Below are 13,869 nucleotides of genomic sequence, written 5' to 3'. Positions count from 1 at the left end.
ATGAAAAAAGAGAGAAAACCTAAAATTGTTATCATGGGAGGCGGAACTGGACTTTCTGTTTTGTTACGAGGATTAAAACAGTATCCTGTTGATATTACAGCAGTTGTTACAATCGCTGATGATGGTGGCAGTTCAGGTAGATTACGTGATGAGCTAGAAATTCCACCCCCAGGTGATATTCGTAACGTACTTGTTGCGTTATCAGATGTAGAGCCACTGGTGGAAGCTTTATTTCAGCACCGCTTCACAACAGGAGATGGGCTGAAAGGTCATGCGTTAGGGAATTTATTATTGGCGGGTATGACCTCGATTACAGGAGATTTCTTCCATGCGATTACTGAAACGAGTAAAGTGTTAAACGTCAGAGGACGTGTGTTACCGGCAGCGAACCAAAGTGCAGTATTGCATGCGGAACTAGAAGATGGAGAAATTGTAACAGGTGAATCGAAAATTCCTTATTTCGGAAAGAAGATTAACCGCGTCTTTTTGACTCCAGAAGATGTAGAGCCGTTACATGAAACGTTGGCTGAGATTAAACGAGCTGATTTACTTGTTTTCGGTCCAGGAAGTTTGTATACGAGTATATTACCGAATTTAGTTGTTAACAAAATCGGGGACGCTGTTCTTGCTGCAAAAGCGAAGAAGGTATATGTATGTAATGTTATGACGCAAGCTGGTGAAACGATGGGATATACTGCGTTTGACCATGTGCAGGCGTTACATGATCATTTAGGTAAACCATTTATCGATACTGCAATTGTAAATAACCGTGATATTCCTTGTGAATTACGTCAGTTATATGAGGAAGAAATGTCGGCGCCAGTTGTAGTAGATGAAGAGCGTTTTATCGAAAACAATATCGATGTCATTCAAGATCAATTAGCGAAGTATGATGATCGTGTTGTAAGGCACGATACATTAAAGTTAGCTTCTATTTTATATTCACTGTTGTAGATGTGCGTTGCCTCGTTTGAGGTAACGCTCATCCTTTCATATAGGACAAGATTTTTGTTCCACAATAATCGTATAAGGAGGTGTTGACTGTGTCATTTGCATCAGAAACAAAGAAAGAGTTGACGAATCTTGAGATGAAGGAATGCTGTGAGAAAGCAGAACTATCAGCGTTGCTTCGAATGAACGGATCACTTTCTTTTTCAAACCGTCGTCTATCTATCGATATTCAAACGGAAAATGCAGCAATTGCAAGAAGGATTTATACGCTTTTGAAAAAGGGATATGACGTAACGGTAGAATTACTTGTTCGTAAAAAAATGCGATTGAAGAAAAATAATGTATATATTGTGCGGCTTGTTGAGAAATCACGTGAAATATTAGCAGATCTTCATATCGTTCGCGACGACTTTTCATTTATTCGAAATATATCGCAAGAGTTAATTGAGAAGAAATGTTGTAAACGATCGTATTTACGCGGTGCATTTTTAGCAGGTGGTTCAGTAAATAACCCAGAAACATCATCTTATCATTTAGAGATCTTTTCGTTATATAAGGAACATAATGATGCTATATGTGAACTGATGAACGGATTTGATTTAAATAGTAAGACGTTGGAAAGAAGAAAAGGGTATATTACGTATTTGAAAGAAGCAGAAAAGATTACAGAGTTTTTAAATATTATAGGTGCTCATAATGCACTTTTAAGATTTGAAGACATTCGAATTGTACGTGATATGCGTAATTCTGTAAATCGTTTAGTGAACTGCGAAACAGCTAATTTAAATAAAACAATTGGTGCAGCGCTAAGGCAGATTGAAAATATCCGCTATATTGATGAGACGGTTGGTCTTGATATATTGCCAGATAAACTACGAGAAATTGCGCAACTACGAAGAGATTATCAAGATGTAACATTGAAAGAGTTAGGTGAGATGGTATCCGGGGGGAAAATTAGTAAATCGGGTATTAATCATCGTTTGCGTAAAATCGATGATATTGCAGAGAAATTACGCGCGGGAGAAACGGTAGCAAAAAAATAAGAGGTTAAAGGGGAAATGGAGCTGTGGTTCAAAAAAGAGTTCAGGTTTCATTAAAAAACGGTTTACAAGCACGTCCGGCTGCGTTGTTTGTACAAGAGGCAAATCGCTTTCATGCAGATATCTTTATTGAGAAAGATGGAAAGACAGTAAATGCAAAGAGCATAATGGGGATTATGAGCTTAGCAATTGGAACTGGTAGCATGATAACAATTACAACAGAAGGTTCAGATGCAGAAGAGGCTTTAGAAGCATTAGCTGCATATGTACAGTAAAAAAGCTATCGCACATATGCGATAGCTTTTTTGTTGCTGTTATTTGCGCGGATTGGTGGGGGAGGGGTATGTAGAGGTTATGTGCTTGTCGAGAATTGTCGGTAAGTCGATAAGTTGTGTCGAAACGTCGATATATTTGAAAAATCGCTGATATATTTAGGTGGATACTAGGTGGGGTATGCATGATGCGTAAAAAAAGCGCCCTATTATAGGGCGCTTCCGCTTTTAGTTATATCCAGCTCCAACGGCTAGAATCTCCGGTTGTTTCACTTTTACATTCGAGGCAAAAAGCGCCTCGGAATCAGGGGCTCCATCGCCCTGCGATTCTAAACGAGCCGCTTTCGCTTTTAAGTATTAACGATTTGTAAAGATTTTATCGATTAAACCGTATTCTAAAGCTTTTTCTGCTGTCATGAAGTTGTCGCGGTCTGTGTCGCGTTGTAGTACTTCAAGTGGTTGACCTGTGCGGTCAGCAAGAATTTGGTTTAGTTTTTCACGTAAGAATAGGATACGTTTAGCTGCGATTTCGATTTCAGTCGCTTGACCTTGTGCTCCGCCAAGTGGTTGGTGAATCATTACTTCACTATTTGGAAGTGCATAACGTTTTCCTTTTTCACCTGCTGCAAGTAAGAATGCACCCATAGATGCAGCCATACCGATACAGATTGTTGATACTTGTGGTTTAATAAACTGCATTGTATCGTAAATTGCCATACCTGCTGTGATAGAACCACCAGGGCTGTTGATGTAGATGTGAATATCTTTTTCTGGATCTTGAGATTCCAAGAATAAAAGCTGGGAAACGATTGAGTTAGCTACGTTGTCATCAATTGCACTACCAAGCATAATGATGCGGTCTTTTAATAGTCGAGAGTAAATATCGTAAGCGCGTTCTCCACGATTTGTTTGTTCAATTACTGTAGGAATTAAATTCATCTGTTATTTCCTCCTTCTAAAGCTTTCTTAGTCTTATAATACAATTATGGTCAATAAAGGTCAAACGAAACCACTTTAAATCAAAAAAATATGTAGTTGTACCATGAATTATTCGATATGTTTTTGAAATTCCCTGCTTATGTATCTTCAACATCATAACCGAATTACATAAATTTAAACGTTATGAAAGCTGTAGAAAAAAGAAAAGAACGCCTTTTGACAGGAGCGTTCTTCCGGAAGTTATTCTTTTAAAAGATAGGTTACTTTATTTAAAATCTTTTCGATTTGTTTCGCGTTTTTACTATACATTTCGCTTGCTGATTTTGACTTTGTTTCTAAAGAAAATAGTTCGAGATCAGCATGACATTTTTTTAAAGATGCCAATAATAAAGGCTTGTTTTGAGGAGAAGGCATTTGGAGTTTGTCATTGTAAATGTCGATAGTAAGTTGTCCATACGAGTCAACTTGACCGAGAAAGACATTTTCAATAACAACACCGAGCTTTTCTAGTTCGGAATGTAACCAAGCGCGGTTATGCCCGCTTGCTGAAAGAGGTTCATCTAGTACATTTCCATCCATAATAACAGTTTGCGGTTCTTTTTCGTTTGGTACTTTTAAACCGATGTCTTTTGCTGTAAGTGGCTGAGAATCTTTCTTTAATAATACATTTAATTCTCCGCTCGGTTCTAAGACAGCAAATTCGACTTCAGCTACGCTGAACGCACTTTTTCCACGGAGAAGTTCCAGTAATTCGTCACTCGTATATTTTTCTTTCTTTAAGTTATCTTCGAGTATCTTTCCGTCTTTTATTAATACGGTAGATTTCCCTTCAAAGAAGTCCCGAGCTGTTTTGTTCTTTAAAGAGAGGATTCCTGTTAAAAAAGGTACCACAGCGAAAATGAGTATCGCAAAGACGCCGTGAAAAAATTTTGAATCGAGCCCTGTAGATACTTGGGCAGCGATGTCACCAATTGTCATTCCGGCTATGTATTCAAAAAAGGACAGCTGAGAGATTTGTCTTTTCCCTAACCATTTCGTAATAGCGAATAAAATAATTAATATGAATACAGAGCGAAGAATGACAAGTGTCCATTCCGGCAGGTGAGACATAGTCGTTTCCTCCAGTCTACTTAAAACCCTTTATATTGAGGTTCTTCACGTTCTAATACTGAAATTCTATCCTTTAAATCAGCGATGACGCTGTCCATTTCTAACATACATTCATGAAATACGCATTTTGATTCTTCATCTTGTGAATTTAATGAAAGGGAGCTTAAACTTGCTTGAGCACCCCTGACACTAGCAAGGCAAGTTTTTACGCTAGCGATAACGGTCATACAAACACTCCTTATCCTTTCGGTTTGAATAGCAATGCTCCAATGAAGCCGAAAATAATAGCTGCTGATACACCAGCGCTTGTTACTTTAAACATTCCCGTAATAACACCAACGATGCCATGTTTTGCAGCTTCTTCCATTGCACCATGAACGAGGGCGTTACCGAAGCTTGTAATAGGTACGGTTGCCCCAGCTCCAGCGAAGTCAATTAATGGTTCATATAAATTGAATCCATCTAATATAGCTCCAGCAACAACGAGTGTTGCCATTGTATGAGCTGGTGTTAGCTTGCCGACATCAAACATAAGTTGGCCGATTACACATATAAGTCCGCCAATGACGAAAGCCCAGAAAAAAATCATTGCGTTGCACCTCCAAATTCAATCGAAACGGCGTGGGCGATACACGGAATCGTTTCTTCTTGTTGGAATGTAAGTGGAGATAGTAAAGCGCCTGTCGCAACGACAAGTATTTTTTTGAATTCTCCTCTTTTCATTCGATTTAATAAGTGACCGTATACGACAGTTGCAGAACAACCAGGTCCACTTGCGCCAGCTATGACAGGCTGTCCTTCTCTATAAATGATGGTTCCGCAATCTTGGAATTGTTCGTTCGTTACTTTCGTTCCATGTTTATGTAATAAATCATAAGCAATTTCACGGCCGACATGTCCGAGGTCGCCTGTTACGATTAAATCGTAGTAAGAGGCATCAATTTGGCGTTCGCGCAAATGGGCCTCAATTGTATCGACAGCAGCTGGAGCCATTGCGCCTCCCATATTAAAAGGATCTGTTAACCCCATATCAATCACTCGTCCAATTGTGGCAGATGTTACCTTAGGACCATGTCCAGTATCGCTTAAAATAGCCGCGCCAGCACCGGTTACTGTCCACTGTGCAGTAGGTGGCTTTTGTCCGCCATATTCGGTAGGATAGCGGAATTGTTTTTCTACAGCTGTATTATGGCTTGATGCACCTGTTAATAAATATTTGGCGCCTTTTGCATTTACGATACTTGCTCCAAGTGCTAAACCTTCCATAGAAGTAGAACAAGCGCCGAATAATCCGAGATAAGGAGTGCCAAGTGTGCGGCAAGCGAAGCTTGTAGGAGTAATTTGATTAATTAAATCTCCTGCGAGTACGAATTGAATATCGTCTTTACGAAGTTCTGCCTTTTCAGTAGCGCGGCTACAAGCTTCTTCGAATAAAATTTTATGTGCTTTTTCATAGGAATCTTGTCCGAGCCATAAATCTTCATGAAGGATATCAAAGTCTTCTGGGATGTTCCCCTTTGCTTCAAACGGCCCGCCAACGACTCCTGTCGAAATAATAACTGGTTTGTTTTCAAATACCCAAGTCCGGTGACCTTGTAACATTTATAGCCCTCCCCATTGAACAAGAATCGTTTTAATAAGTGCGATGACGAAAGCGGAAAATACACCAAACAAAATAACGGAGCCGGCTAATTTAAACATATTACCGCCAACACCAAGGACAAAACCTTCCGTTCGGTGTTCGATACATGCGGCAATAACAGAGTTGCCAAATCCAGTGACAGGTACAGCAGTGCCTGCTCCAGCAAACTGTCCAAAACGATCGTATATACCAAATCCAGTTAGTAACATGGAGATGAAAATAAGAGTTGCGACTGTTGGATTTCCTGCTGAACGCTCGGTGAAATCGAAATATGTGATATAAAACGTAGAAATGAGTTGTCCGATGAAGCAAATAAAACCACCGACGAAAAAGGCTTTTATACAATTTTTTAAAACAGGGCGCTTCGGTTCTCGTTCTTGCTCGAATTTTTTATACTCCTGTTGCACAGGGGTTAAGTTTTTATCTTTACTAGACATTGCAATCCTTCCTTTTCTTTAAAAAAAGCGTTAAGTGTTAGACTCCATTTTTTTACCAATGAATTTTAGCTGTTTATTAATTTCATCTTTAGATACTTTTTTTTCCTTAATTTTTCTTTCGAGTTTTTCGAGTAACATAAAGATTTTTTTATCTGTACTGACACGAACATCGAAAGTAGGGTACTCATCACTTAGTTGCTTTTGAAGCTTTTTACGCAGCGGTTTTAATCCAAACCTTTCGTGATGCTCAGGTGTAACTGCTATGTAGAGATCTAAGTTTGAATTCACTGCTGTGCTTTTTATAATTTCATCCATAGCGAGAGCTCTTTTCTTCGCTCCTTGTGATATAGATTGATTAAAGGATTCCGTACTCGTCTTTGTTAACTTTGGACCTTTTTCTTTCTCTGTTCGTTTTGCTTCTTCTTTCACTTTTTTATCTAAAGGACTATTATCACATCCGGTAAAAGAGCTAAATAGAAGTGCAAATAATGCGGTTATGAGGCCGAGTTTTCGCATAATTATCATTCCATTTCTATTGCAATATGTAATGTGATAGAAAAAGGATGACTGCATATCATCCTTTTTCTATTTCACAGCAAGACTGATTCGTTATTGCTGTGAGTATTGTGGTTCTTCTTGTTGGACTTCTTCAACGCGTGGGTTTAAAGAATCGATAATCGTTTGTGTTTGCTGCGCAGCTGTTTGGAAAAGTTGCTTAGCTTGTTGGTTATCCGTATCAAGAGCGAATCCCTCTAAGCTAGCTTGTGCACTTTTTAATCCAGAAACAGTTTGCTTTAATTTCGTAATTACAGTCATTGAATGAAGCCCCCTTTGGAATATCAATTCAAAGATTATAATTTGTGAGTTGGGGTGAATTTATGATTGGAAAATTTAGGGGATGGTGCTTTGTTGATGTAATCATAACTAATGTGCATAAAGGATTATGGGGATATTTTTATTGATTTAGATGGATTTTATTGCTATTATTATGAGAAGAAAATGAAGTGTATTTTATAATCATGCGCCCATAGCTCAGTCGGATAGAGCGGTGGTTTCCGGTACCACGTCTGCCGGGGGTTCGAATCCCTCTGGGCGCGTTACTTATCGTTAAAGTCTTGCTATATCTACATTCTTTTAAGAAATAATTTGGATAACCGTCATACATTTAGCGTTGCTATGACACGTTCTATTCCAAAACGGAAAGAATTACGGTATTAAGTAAGCGGCACTCAACAGCGTGAAGAACGTGTTGAAAATTAATAGTAAATCTAGGGAAACCCCTTGTATGTGATTAGAAATAATCGTGTACAGGGGTTTTGTTATGAAAAGAATCAAAAGGCATGCTGTTGGAAAGAGACGTGATGTGGATACAGATATTGTTCTATATAAGCCGTCTATCACTGTGAATAAGCCGTTAGAACGTGTTATGGGTATTTTAATTTAAATGAAGAAGTAAATAAGCGAAGTATAGAATTATGAAAAAACAAAAAAGCCATACAAGTAGTATGACTTTCTTTATGAAACAGTTAAGCTTTTGGTGCAGGTGTGTCACCTTTATTATAAGTTGGCGAACCAGTATTACCATCAGTTATACCCCAAGGTTCCCCGTGTGTGTAAGATGGGGACCAACCTTCTCCATGTGTATATTCAGGAGAACCACCAATATGACCGTGACTATACGCTAAGTCAGGTCTTTGTGGTGCAGGTGTGTCACCCTCAGCCATTGCTAAGAAACTAAATGCCGTAACCGATAATAGTAGTACTGTTTTAAGCTTTTTCATTATACTAACGCCCCTTTTTCTTCATATTTTTTTCTTGCTTCATTACTCATGTAAAAATACCTACTTGCCTTCTTTTCGTTTGCTTCCTTATAAAACATAGTTGCTAATATTTCCGTGTATTCTTGTACGCAACGTGTTAAATTTTCTTCTTCGAAGTAGGAAATTCCTTCTAAAACAACACTTTCCAACGTTAGAGAATCGGAACCATTATTCATTTCCTTTAAGATATTAAAGCGATGTACGTATTCCTTATTTTCTATCTTAGTACAAGCTGCAAGCCCTTTTTCAATGAGTGTATCAACCTTATTGTGTTCACCCAATTTATAATATTCCCTAGCCTGTAAGAATATAGCTTTATAATGGTTTGGGAGATGTTCTGTAACTTCTGATAAGTGACGGATAGCTAATTCAGAAAGACTTTGACTTGCATATAACCAGCCTAAATTATTTCTAATACGTAACAGAAGTTCGGTGCTATTAATTTCTTTAATAATGTCAATCGCCTTATGTAAATGTTCTTCTGCTTGTTCAAATTGTCTTATCTGTATACATGTTAAGCCTAGGACGTTTTCACATAAAGCAATGTTAATGTTATAACAGTTAGTTTTGCTGAAAAAGTCTTTTGCTTTGTTAGCATATGAAATAGATGGTAGTGGTTTATAAGTTTGGTAATAGAAAGATGCCAACCTATAATTAAATTCTGCTTTTTCTACTTCGGCAGGCACATACATTAAAAGTTTCTCTGCTTTTCCAAAGTATTCATTTGCTTCATTATAGTCTGCAAGAATTGTGCTGTGAATAGCTTTGAAGAAGTGATAATAATAGGATAAAAAACTACTATCAGGTATATCAAAGGAGTTAATTTCATTAAAGCTATCTTTTGTAATGTTAAGTCCATCGGTTAGTACTTTATATCTAAAGTCTAATAATGAATAGTATAATAATAAATTTTTATCTTCTTTTATGCTGGAAAGCTTATCTTCAATTTCTTGTTTTAAGTTTGTCGCTTGTACATTTTTATGTTGTAGTATAGCTTGATACCAGTCATTAAGTAACTTTGTAACCTTTTCATTCTCCTTTACTGGAACACGCATATAATCCCTTCCTTTTCTGAATAGTCTTACATTAAATGATAACAAGAATGGAATATGATGGGAATTGAATTTCAATATTTCTCAACATTAGTTTGAGAATTATATTTTAAAGGTAAAAGTTCATCAATTCATTTTGTTTAGTAAATTCAGATATTTAAGGTAGTGAGGGAATTTAACATGGTATAATTTTCGTGTGGAATATTAAGGGTAGGAGAGACTATATGGTTCAAATAAAGGTAACACCTGAACGGTTGGAACAATCGGCAAAGCTAGTTCTTGAAACTAAAAATAGATTAGAACAAATACATAAAGATTTATATAACCAAACGGAATACGTAGCTTCAATGTGGAATGGTGCAACGAGTCAAAGGTTTTATCAGATGTTTAATGAAACAAAACCTCAAATTTTTAATGTGTTTCGGCAATTTGATAAGATTGCAGAAGAACTAATGCACGCTGCTGAAAAATTTCGTAATGTTGATGAACTTTATGAAGGTAATTTATCAGATGAAAAGGTAAAAGAAGGGGCAATGTGCGGCAAACCCTCTGAAAAATCTATGCTTAGAAAAATTTGGGACGGTATATACATTGGTTCTGGGCAAGTTATCGGAGGGATTGTAGAAGGGTTTGATTCACTAGACGATACAGTAACAAAAGAAAACATTAAGTATGCTATAGGTCACCCTATAGAGACAATTTCTACTGCTTGGAATACTATTTCGGATTCATTTATGAATGATTTTTGGCATGGTGATGCAGAGAGTCGTACAAAATGGGGAACGAGTATTTTTATGGGGCTTGGATTAGGATTGATTGGTGATAAAGGAATAAGTAAAGTAACTACACTTGCAAAAGGCACCAATCTAACAAAATTCTCAGAAGGTATCTCGTCCGTTTCGAATCAATTACCATTGAAAGAACGATTTGCATTTGCAGGTACTAGTGGCTTTGGTAGCAATCAGATAAAAACTTTTGAAGCTTTACAAGAAGCCCGTGATACATTTATGTTTTCTGAAACTGGTGGAAGAAGTAGAGTTAAAGGTGTACAAGAAGTAATAAAAGATTATGCGGATAAAGTTCTTGATAGAGTTGAAGTGAAAAATAAGTATCCTGATTCGTATACAGCATCTAAAATATTACGTGAAGAACTTAAGGATGCAGGGATCGAACCCCCCCCATATTCTAATGCAGCACATCATCTAACACCTTGGAACGATAGTAGGGCAGAAAAGGCACAAAAATTATTAAGGGAATTTGGGATAGATCATGATTCGGCGGCTAATGGAGTATTTTTACCTTATAAAGTTAATGAATACGTGACTACTGAAGTCTTACACATAGGAAAGCATAGTTCAGAGTACATACTTGAAGTAGAGAGAGTATTAAGTCTTGTTAAGAAACGGGGCGGTACGCAAGAAGATGCTGTTGAAGCTTTACATGATATCAGAGAACGTTTATTGGATGGTGAATTAAAATTAAATAAACCGAAGAAAGAGTAATCTTATTTATACTAGAAAAATAGCAAAGGAGAGTAAAAATGAAAATTTGGGAATTAAAGAGTTCATTTGATGACTATGAATCCTTTCAATTATTGAATTTAGAAGAAGATTCTAAAAAGTATTTTGAAGGAAAAATTGACTCGGCAGCAAAAGCATCTAATTCATGGGGAGAAATACGTATTAAATGTGTAGAAGAAGGAAAGCAAAGTGATTTCCCTCATTTTTGGGGAGAAGTTGGTACACCAATGGTTAGTGAGAAAGCTAAAAAATTCCTAGAACCTAAGCTGGTTGATAATGTAGAATTTCTTCCCCTAATTCATGATGTGACAGGCGAAGTGTATTATATAATTAACGTTTTAAATGCAATAGATGCTGTTGACTATGAAAAAGCTATACTAAAGAAATTACGTTCTGGCTTAGTAATAGATTTTAAAAAATACGCATTCTTATCTAATATGGTTAAGAACCAAACAATATTTAAAGTTTACTTAAATGAAATATTACATATTCCTTCCGTCTTTGTATCGGATGAATTAAGAAATGCAATTTTAGAAAGTGATTTAAAAGGTTTTGAATTTGTAGAGGTATGGGATTCAGAAGCAAACATGTAAAAGATAGTCCTAAAATAACTGATAGTTAACAACATGGACTCAAAAGTTTCAAAAATTCTAAGAATGTTAGAAAATTATGAGGGAAATGAGAAAGAAATTTTTGAACAGATTCAGGCTGAAGCAATGGTGAAATATAAACAATGTGAAGAAATGATAGATACGATACTGAATAATAAGTCTAGAAGTGAAACAGAAAAACGTGAAGCTATAATGAATATGATAGGGTACGTTTTTACTTGTGGTGTATCTTATGGAACTGTTCAAATTCCATTAGCAATGATCTCAAAACATCAATTACCTACACATTAATTTATATTTTGAGATAAAGGTGAAACAATAGAAGAAATGAAATTAATTTTGAAAAAAGTACGTAAGCGATTTGTAATCGAAATAGTTTAGCATACATACCGTTGTATGTTCATGTCAAAAATTTTTATTTCTAAATTACATGCAAGGTAAAACCTTGATTTTACTGATAATTTTACATAACCGTTACCGTGTGGTTTCCGGTACCACATCTGCCGGGGGTTCCAATCCCTCTGGGCGCGTCAAAAAGTCCTAACTTACGTTTTGTAGGTTAGGACTTTTTTTATTTCCCTCTTGTTATATCTGGTAATAAGATTTACTATTAGTACTTGATAATAATTTTTAAACTTATTATTTTCTTTCAATATTATTCAAATTTCGGTTGTAAGTTGTAAATCTCATTAATACATATAAATTAATAATATTTTGGAATGGGTGTCTGTGATAGCATTCTCCTTTTACCAAACTTATTGTACAATAGAAACAAGGGGGAGATTAGTTTGAAGGCAAGTCTTTTACAAGAACAAAGCTTACGTTTGGCAATGACACAAGAGTTAAGGCAAGCGATTACAATGCTCCAGTATAATGTACAAGAATTATCGGAGTTTTTGTATGAGCAATCGTTAGAGAATCCCCTTATTGAGTTAGGTGGTTTTGAGAGGGAGAAGAAAAAGAGCTCTAACAACAGTAAAAGTACCAGCAAACAAGTCGAGAATCAGATGGAAATCTACAGTGTGGATTCTACAACGATTCAGCAACATTTATTAAATCAAATACAATATTATAAAATAGAAGAAGAAGAGCGAAAAGCAGCTTCTTTCATTATTATGAACATGGATGGAAATGGATATTTACAAGAAACCAACGAGGAGTTAGCAAGCCTTCTTTCCGCACCACTTCATGTAGTTGACCGCTCTGTAGAGCTTGTCCAATCACTCGAGCCAGCAGGGGTAGGCGCGCGTAATATTCAGGAATGTCTAACTTTGCAATTGAAGCGCTTACAAAGACGGAATGGATTAGCAGAAGAGGTTGTGGAAGATCATTTCGCTTATTTCGTGAAGAAAGATTGGCGAAAGCTTGTTCAAGTGCTGAAGTGTAGTAATGAAGAATTGCAGGATGCGGTAAATTGTATAACGTCATTACAACCAAAACCAGGACTTGCGTTTTCTTCTGATAAACCACTTTATATTGTGCCTGATATGGCAGTGAAAAAAGAGGGCGATCGCCTCGTTTTACAGATGAATGAGAGAAATATGCCAAGAATTGAAATTCATTCTGAGTATAGTGCGCTTCTTAATAATAGCGAAAGTGAAGTAGCATCTTACGTATCAGAAAAGTATCAGCATGTGCAGTGGATTATGCGCAGTTTGAAACAGAGAAAACAGACATTGCTGCAAGTAATGACTATTATTATGGAAAAACAACGTGATTTCTTCTGGGAAGGTCCAGCGTATTTAAAACCGCTTGCTTTAAAAGAGGTGGCGGAAGAGTTAAGTGTGCATGAATCTACAATTAGTCGTGCAACGCGAAATAAATATGTGCAAACACCACATGGTTTATTTGAGATGAAATCGTTCTTTAGTAATGCCGTTTCAACGACTGAAGATGAAGCAGTTTCTACAAAGCGTGTAAAACAGTTTATTCAAACGCTTGTTGAGGCAGAGAATAAGAAAAAGCCACTTTCAGATCAAAAGATTTCAAAATTATTAGAAGAAGAGCATGAAATCGTTATTTCTCGAAGAACGGTGGCGAAGTATAGAGAACAAATGAATATTCCAGCTTCGTCATTACGAAAAACGATCGGATAGGTGAAGAAGATGAAAGTTGTACTGTATACCAAAAAAGATTGTGGTCTTTGCGTGCAGGCAAAACAAGTTTTGCAGGAAGTACAATGTGAATATTCTTTTCAAATCGAGGAAATAAATATATATGAAGATAATGACCTTTTAGAAAAATATCACTTAATGATTCCGGTTGTAGAAATAGACGGAAAACAAGTAGAATATGGTAACATTCACAAAGGTGTCATAATAAACTATATAAAGAATGCAGTTAAGAGTTGAATAAGTTTCTATCTCCTGTTACAATAATACACGTAGCAGGGATTATTTTTTTAACCTATGTGGGACACAAAATGTCACTACGGGACGAAAAGTGACCACCGAGGAAAAATGAACCAATGTAGTG

At 36.5% G+C, this 13,869-nt stretch carries 19 protein-coding genes and 1 tRNA gene; 10 read left to right on the top strand and 10 right to left on the bottom strand.

Annotated features, from left to right (window positions below):
- The 3 genes from DN390_RS01590 to DN390_RS01580 all read left to right on the top strand — a co-directional run bounded on the left by DN390_RS01590 (nt 1) and on the right by DN390_RS01580 (nt 2,266).
- Entirely contained in the window at nt 1-954 is a 954-nt protein-coding gene (locus DN390_RS01590) for a gluconeogenesis factor YvcK family protein (RefSeq protein ID WP_060632850.1), read from the top strand.
- Between the two features lie 89 nt (nt 955-1,043).
- Nucleotides 1,044-1,994 carry a DNA-binding protein WhiA gene (whiA, locus tag DN390_RS01585; protein WP_000006561.1) on the top strand — a complete coding sequence of 317 codons (951 nt, stop codon included), beginning with the start codon at nt 1,044-1,046 and terminating at the stop codon, nt 1,992-1,994.
- Between the two features lie 23 nt (nt 1,995-2,017).
- Complete coding sequence (locus tag DN390_RS01580; protein WP_000250307.1) at nt 2,018-2,266, top strand: HPr family phosphocarrier protein; 249 nt, start codon at nt 2,018-2,020, stop codon at nt 2,264-2,266.
- Nucleotides 2,267-2,620: 354 nt separating this feature from the next.
- Here DN390_RS01580 and clpP read toward each other — a convergent pair whose 3' ends face one another.
- From clpP to DN390_RS01540, 8 genes are all read right to left on the bottom strand, one after another.
- Nucleotides 2,621-3,202 carry an ATP-dependent Clp endopeptidase proteolytic subunit ClpP gene (gene clpP / locus DN390_RS01575; protein WP_001049162.1) on the bottom strand — a complete coding sequence of 194 codons (582 nt, stop codon included), beginning with the start codon at nt 3,200-3,202 and terminating at the stop codon, nt 2,621-2,623.
- A 240-nt stretch (nt 3,203-3,442) separates the two neighbouring features.
- Entirely contained in the window at nt 3,443-4,312 is an 870-nt protein-coding gene (locus tag DN390_RS01570; protein WP_060632849.1) for a DUF421 domain-containing protein, read from the bottom strand.
- 20 nt (nt 4,313-4,332) lie between these two features.
- Nucleotides 4,333-4,539, bottom strand: a complete 207-nt coding sequence (locus tag DN390_RS01565; RefSeq protein WP_147806439.1) for a DUF1657 domain-containing protein — start codon at nt 4,537-4,539, stop codon at nt 4,333-4,335.
- An 11-nt stretch (nt 4,540-4,550) separates the two neighbouring features.
- Nucleotides 4,551-4,901, bottom strand: coding sequence for a stage V sporulation protein AE (gene spoVAE / locus DN390_RS01560; protein ID WP_000575919.1), 351 nt, complete (start codon nt 4,899-4,901; stop codon nt 4,551-4,553).
- Complete coding sequence (gene spoVAD / locus DN390_RS01555; protein ID WP_147806438.1) at nt 4,898-5,914, bottom strand: stage V sporulation protein AD; 1,017 nt, start codon at nt 5,912-5,914, stop codon at nt 4,898-4,900. Before spoVAD ends, spoVAE begins: the two co-directional genes overlap by 4 nt.
- Nucleotides 5,915-6,391, bottom strand: a complete 477-nt coding sequence (gene spoVAC, locus DN390_RS01550; protein ID WP_000095399.1) for a stage V sporulation protein AC — start codon at nt 6,389-6,391, stop codon at nt 5,915-5,917.
- A 30-nt stretch (nt 6,392-6,421) separates the two neighbouring features.
- Nucleotides 6,422-6,907 (bottom strand): YhcN/YlaJ family sporulation lipoprotein, encoded by a 486-nt coding sequence (locus DN390_RS01545; protein ID WP_147806437.1) that lies wholly within the window; start codon nt 6,905-6,907, stop codon nt 6,422-6,424.
- Nucleotides 6,908-7,000: 93 nt separating this feature from the next.
- Entirely contained in the window at nt 7,001-7,207 is a 207-nt protein-coding gene (locus DN390_RS01540; RefSeq protein WP_000216166.1) for a DUF1657 domain-containing protein, read from the bottom strand.
- Nucleotides 7,208-7,412: 205 nt separating this feature from the next.
- On the opposite strand from DN390_RS01540, the gene DN390_RS01535 reads away from it, so the two are divergent.
- Both DN390_RS01535 and DN390_RS30975 read left to right on the top strand, forming a co-directional pair.
- A tRNA-Arg gene (locus tag DN390_RS01535) sits at nt 7,413-7,488 on the top strand.
- Between the two features lie 224 nt (nt 7,489-7,712).
- On the top strand, nt 7,713-7,835 hold the full coding sequence (locus tag DN390_RS30975) for a hypothetical protein (RefSeq protein WP_254904393.1): 123 nt from the start codon (nt 7,713-7,715) through the stop codon (nt 7,833-7,835).
- Nucleotides 7,836-7,917: 82 nt separating this feature from the next.
- Here DN390_RS30975 and DN390_RS01530 read toward each other — a convergent pair whose 3' ends face one another.
- Nucleotides 7,918-8,172, bottom strand: a complete 255-nt coding sequence (locus DN390_RS01530) for a DUF2790 domain-containing protein (RefSeq protein ID WP_147806436.1) — start codon at nt 8,170-8,172, stop codon at nt 7,918-7,920.
- The gene (locus tag DN390_RS01525; protein ID WP_147806435.1) at nt 8,172-9,266 is read right to left on the bottom strand and encodes a Rap family tetratricopeptide repeat protein; all 1,095 of its coding nucleotides are present in this window, start codon (nt 9,264-9,266) and stop codon (nt 8,172-8,174) included. Before DN390_RS01525 ends, DN390_RS01530 begins: the two co-directional genes overlap by 1 nt.
- A 221-nt stretch (nt 9,267-9,487) precedes the next feature.
- On the opposite strand from DN390_RS01525, the gene DN390_RS01520 reads away from it, so the two are divergent.
- The 5 genes from DN390_RS01520 to DN390_RS01500 all read left to right on the top strand — a co-directional run bounded on the left by DN390_RS01520 (nt 9,488) and on the right by DN390_RS01500 (nt 13,745).
- Nucleotides 9,488-10,765 (top strand): WXG100 family type VII secretion target, encoded by a 1,278-nt coding sequence (locus DN390_RS01520; RefSeq protein WP_147806434.1) that lies wholly within the window; start codon nt 9,488-9,490, stop codon nt 10,763-10,765.
- 38 nt (nt 10,766-10,803) lie between these two features.
- Nucleotides 10,804-11,376 carry an imm11 family protein gene (locus DN390_RS01515; RefSeq protein WP_073524373.1) on the top strand — a complete coding sequence of 191 codons (573 nt, stop codon included), beginning with the start codon at nt 10,804-10,806 and terminating at the stop codon, nt 11,374-11,376.
- 33 nt (nt 11,377-11,409) lie between these two features.
- Entirely contained in the window at nt 11,410-11,685 is a 276-nt protein-coding gene (locus tag DN390_RS01510) for a hypothetical protein (protein ID WP_147806433.1), read from the top strand.
- Between the two features lie 497 nt (nt 11,686-12,182).
- Complete coding sequence (rpoN, locus tag DN390_RS01505) at nt 12,183-13,490, top strand: RNA polymerase factor sigma-54 (RefSeq protein ID WP_147806432.1); 1,308 nt, start codon at nt 12,183-12,185, stop codon at nt 13,488-13,490.
- Nucleotides 13,491-13,499: 9 nt separating this feature from the next.
- Complete coding sequence (locus tag DN390_RS01500; protein WP_060632839.1) at nt 13,500-13,745, top strand: glutaredoxin family protein; 246 nt, start codon at nt 13,500-13,502, stop codon at nt 13,743-13,745.
- The last annotated feature ends 124 nt before the right edge of the window (nt 13,746-13,869 follow it).

Origin of the sequence: Bacillus sp. SH7-1 (assembly GCF_008042405.1) — a bacterium.
GTDB classification, from domain to species: Bacteria; Bacillota; Bacilli; order Bacillales; family Bacillaceae_G; genus Bacillus_A; species Bacillus_A thuringiensis_N.
Note: the sequence above shows the minus strand (reverse complement) of the source record. Positions and strands in the feature narration are given on the sequence as shown.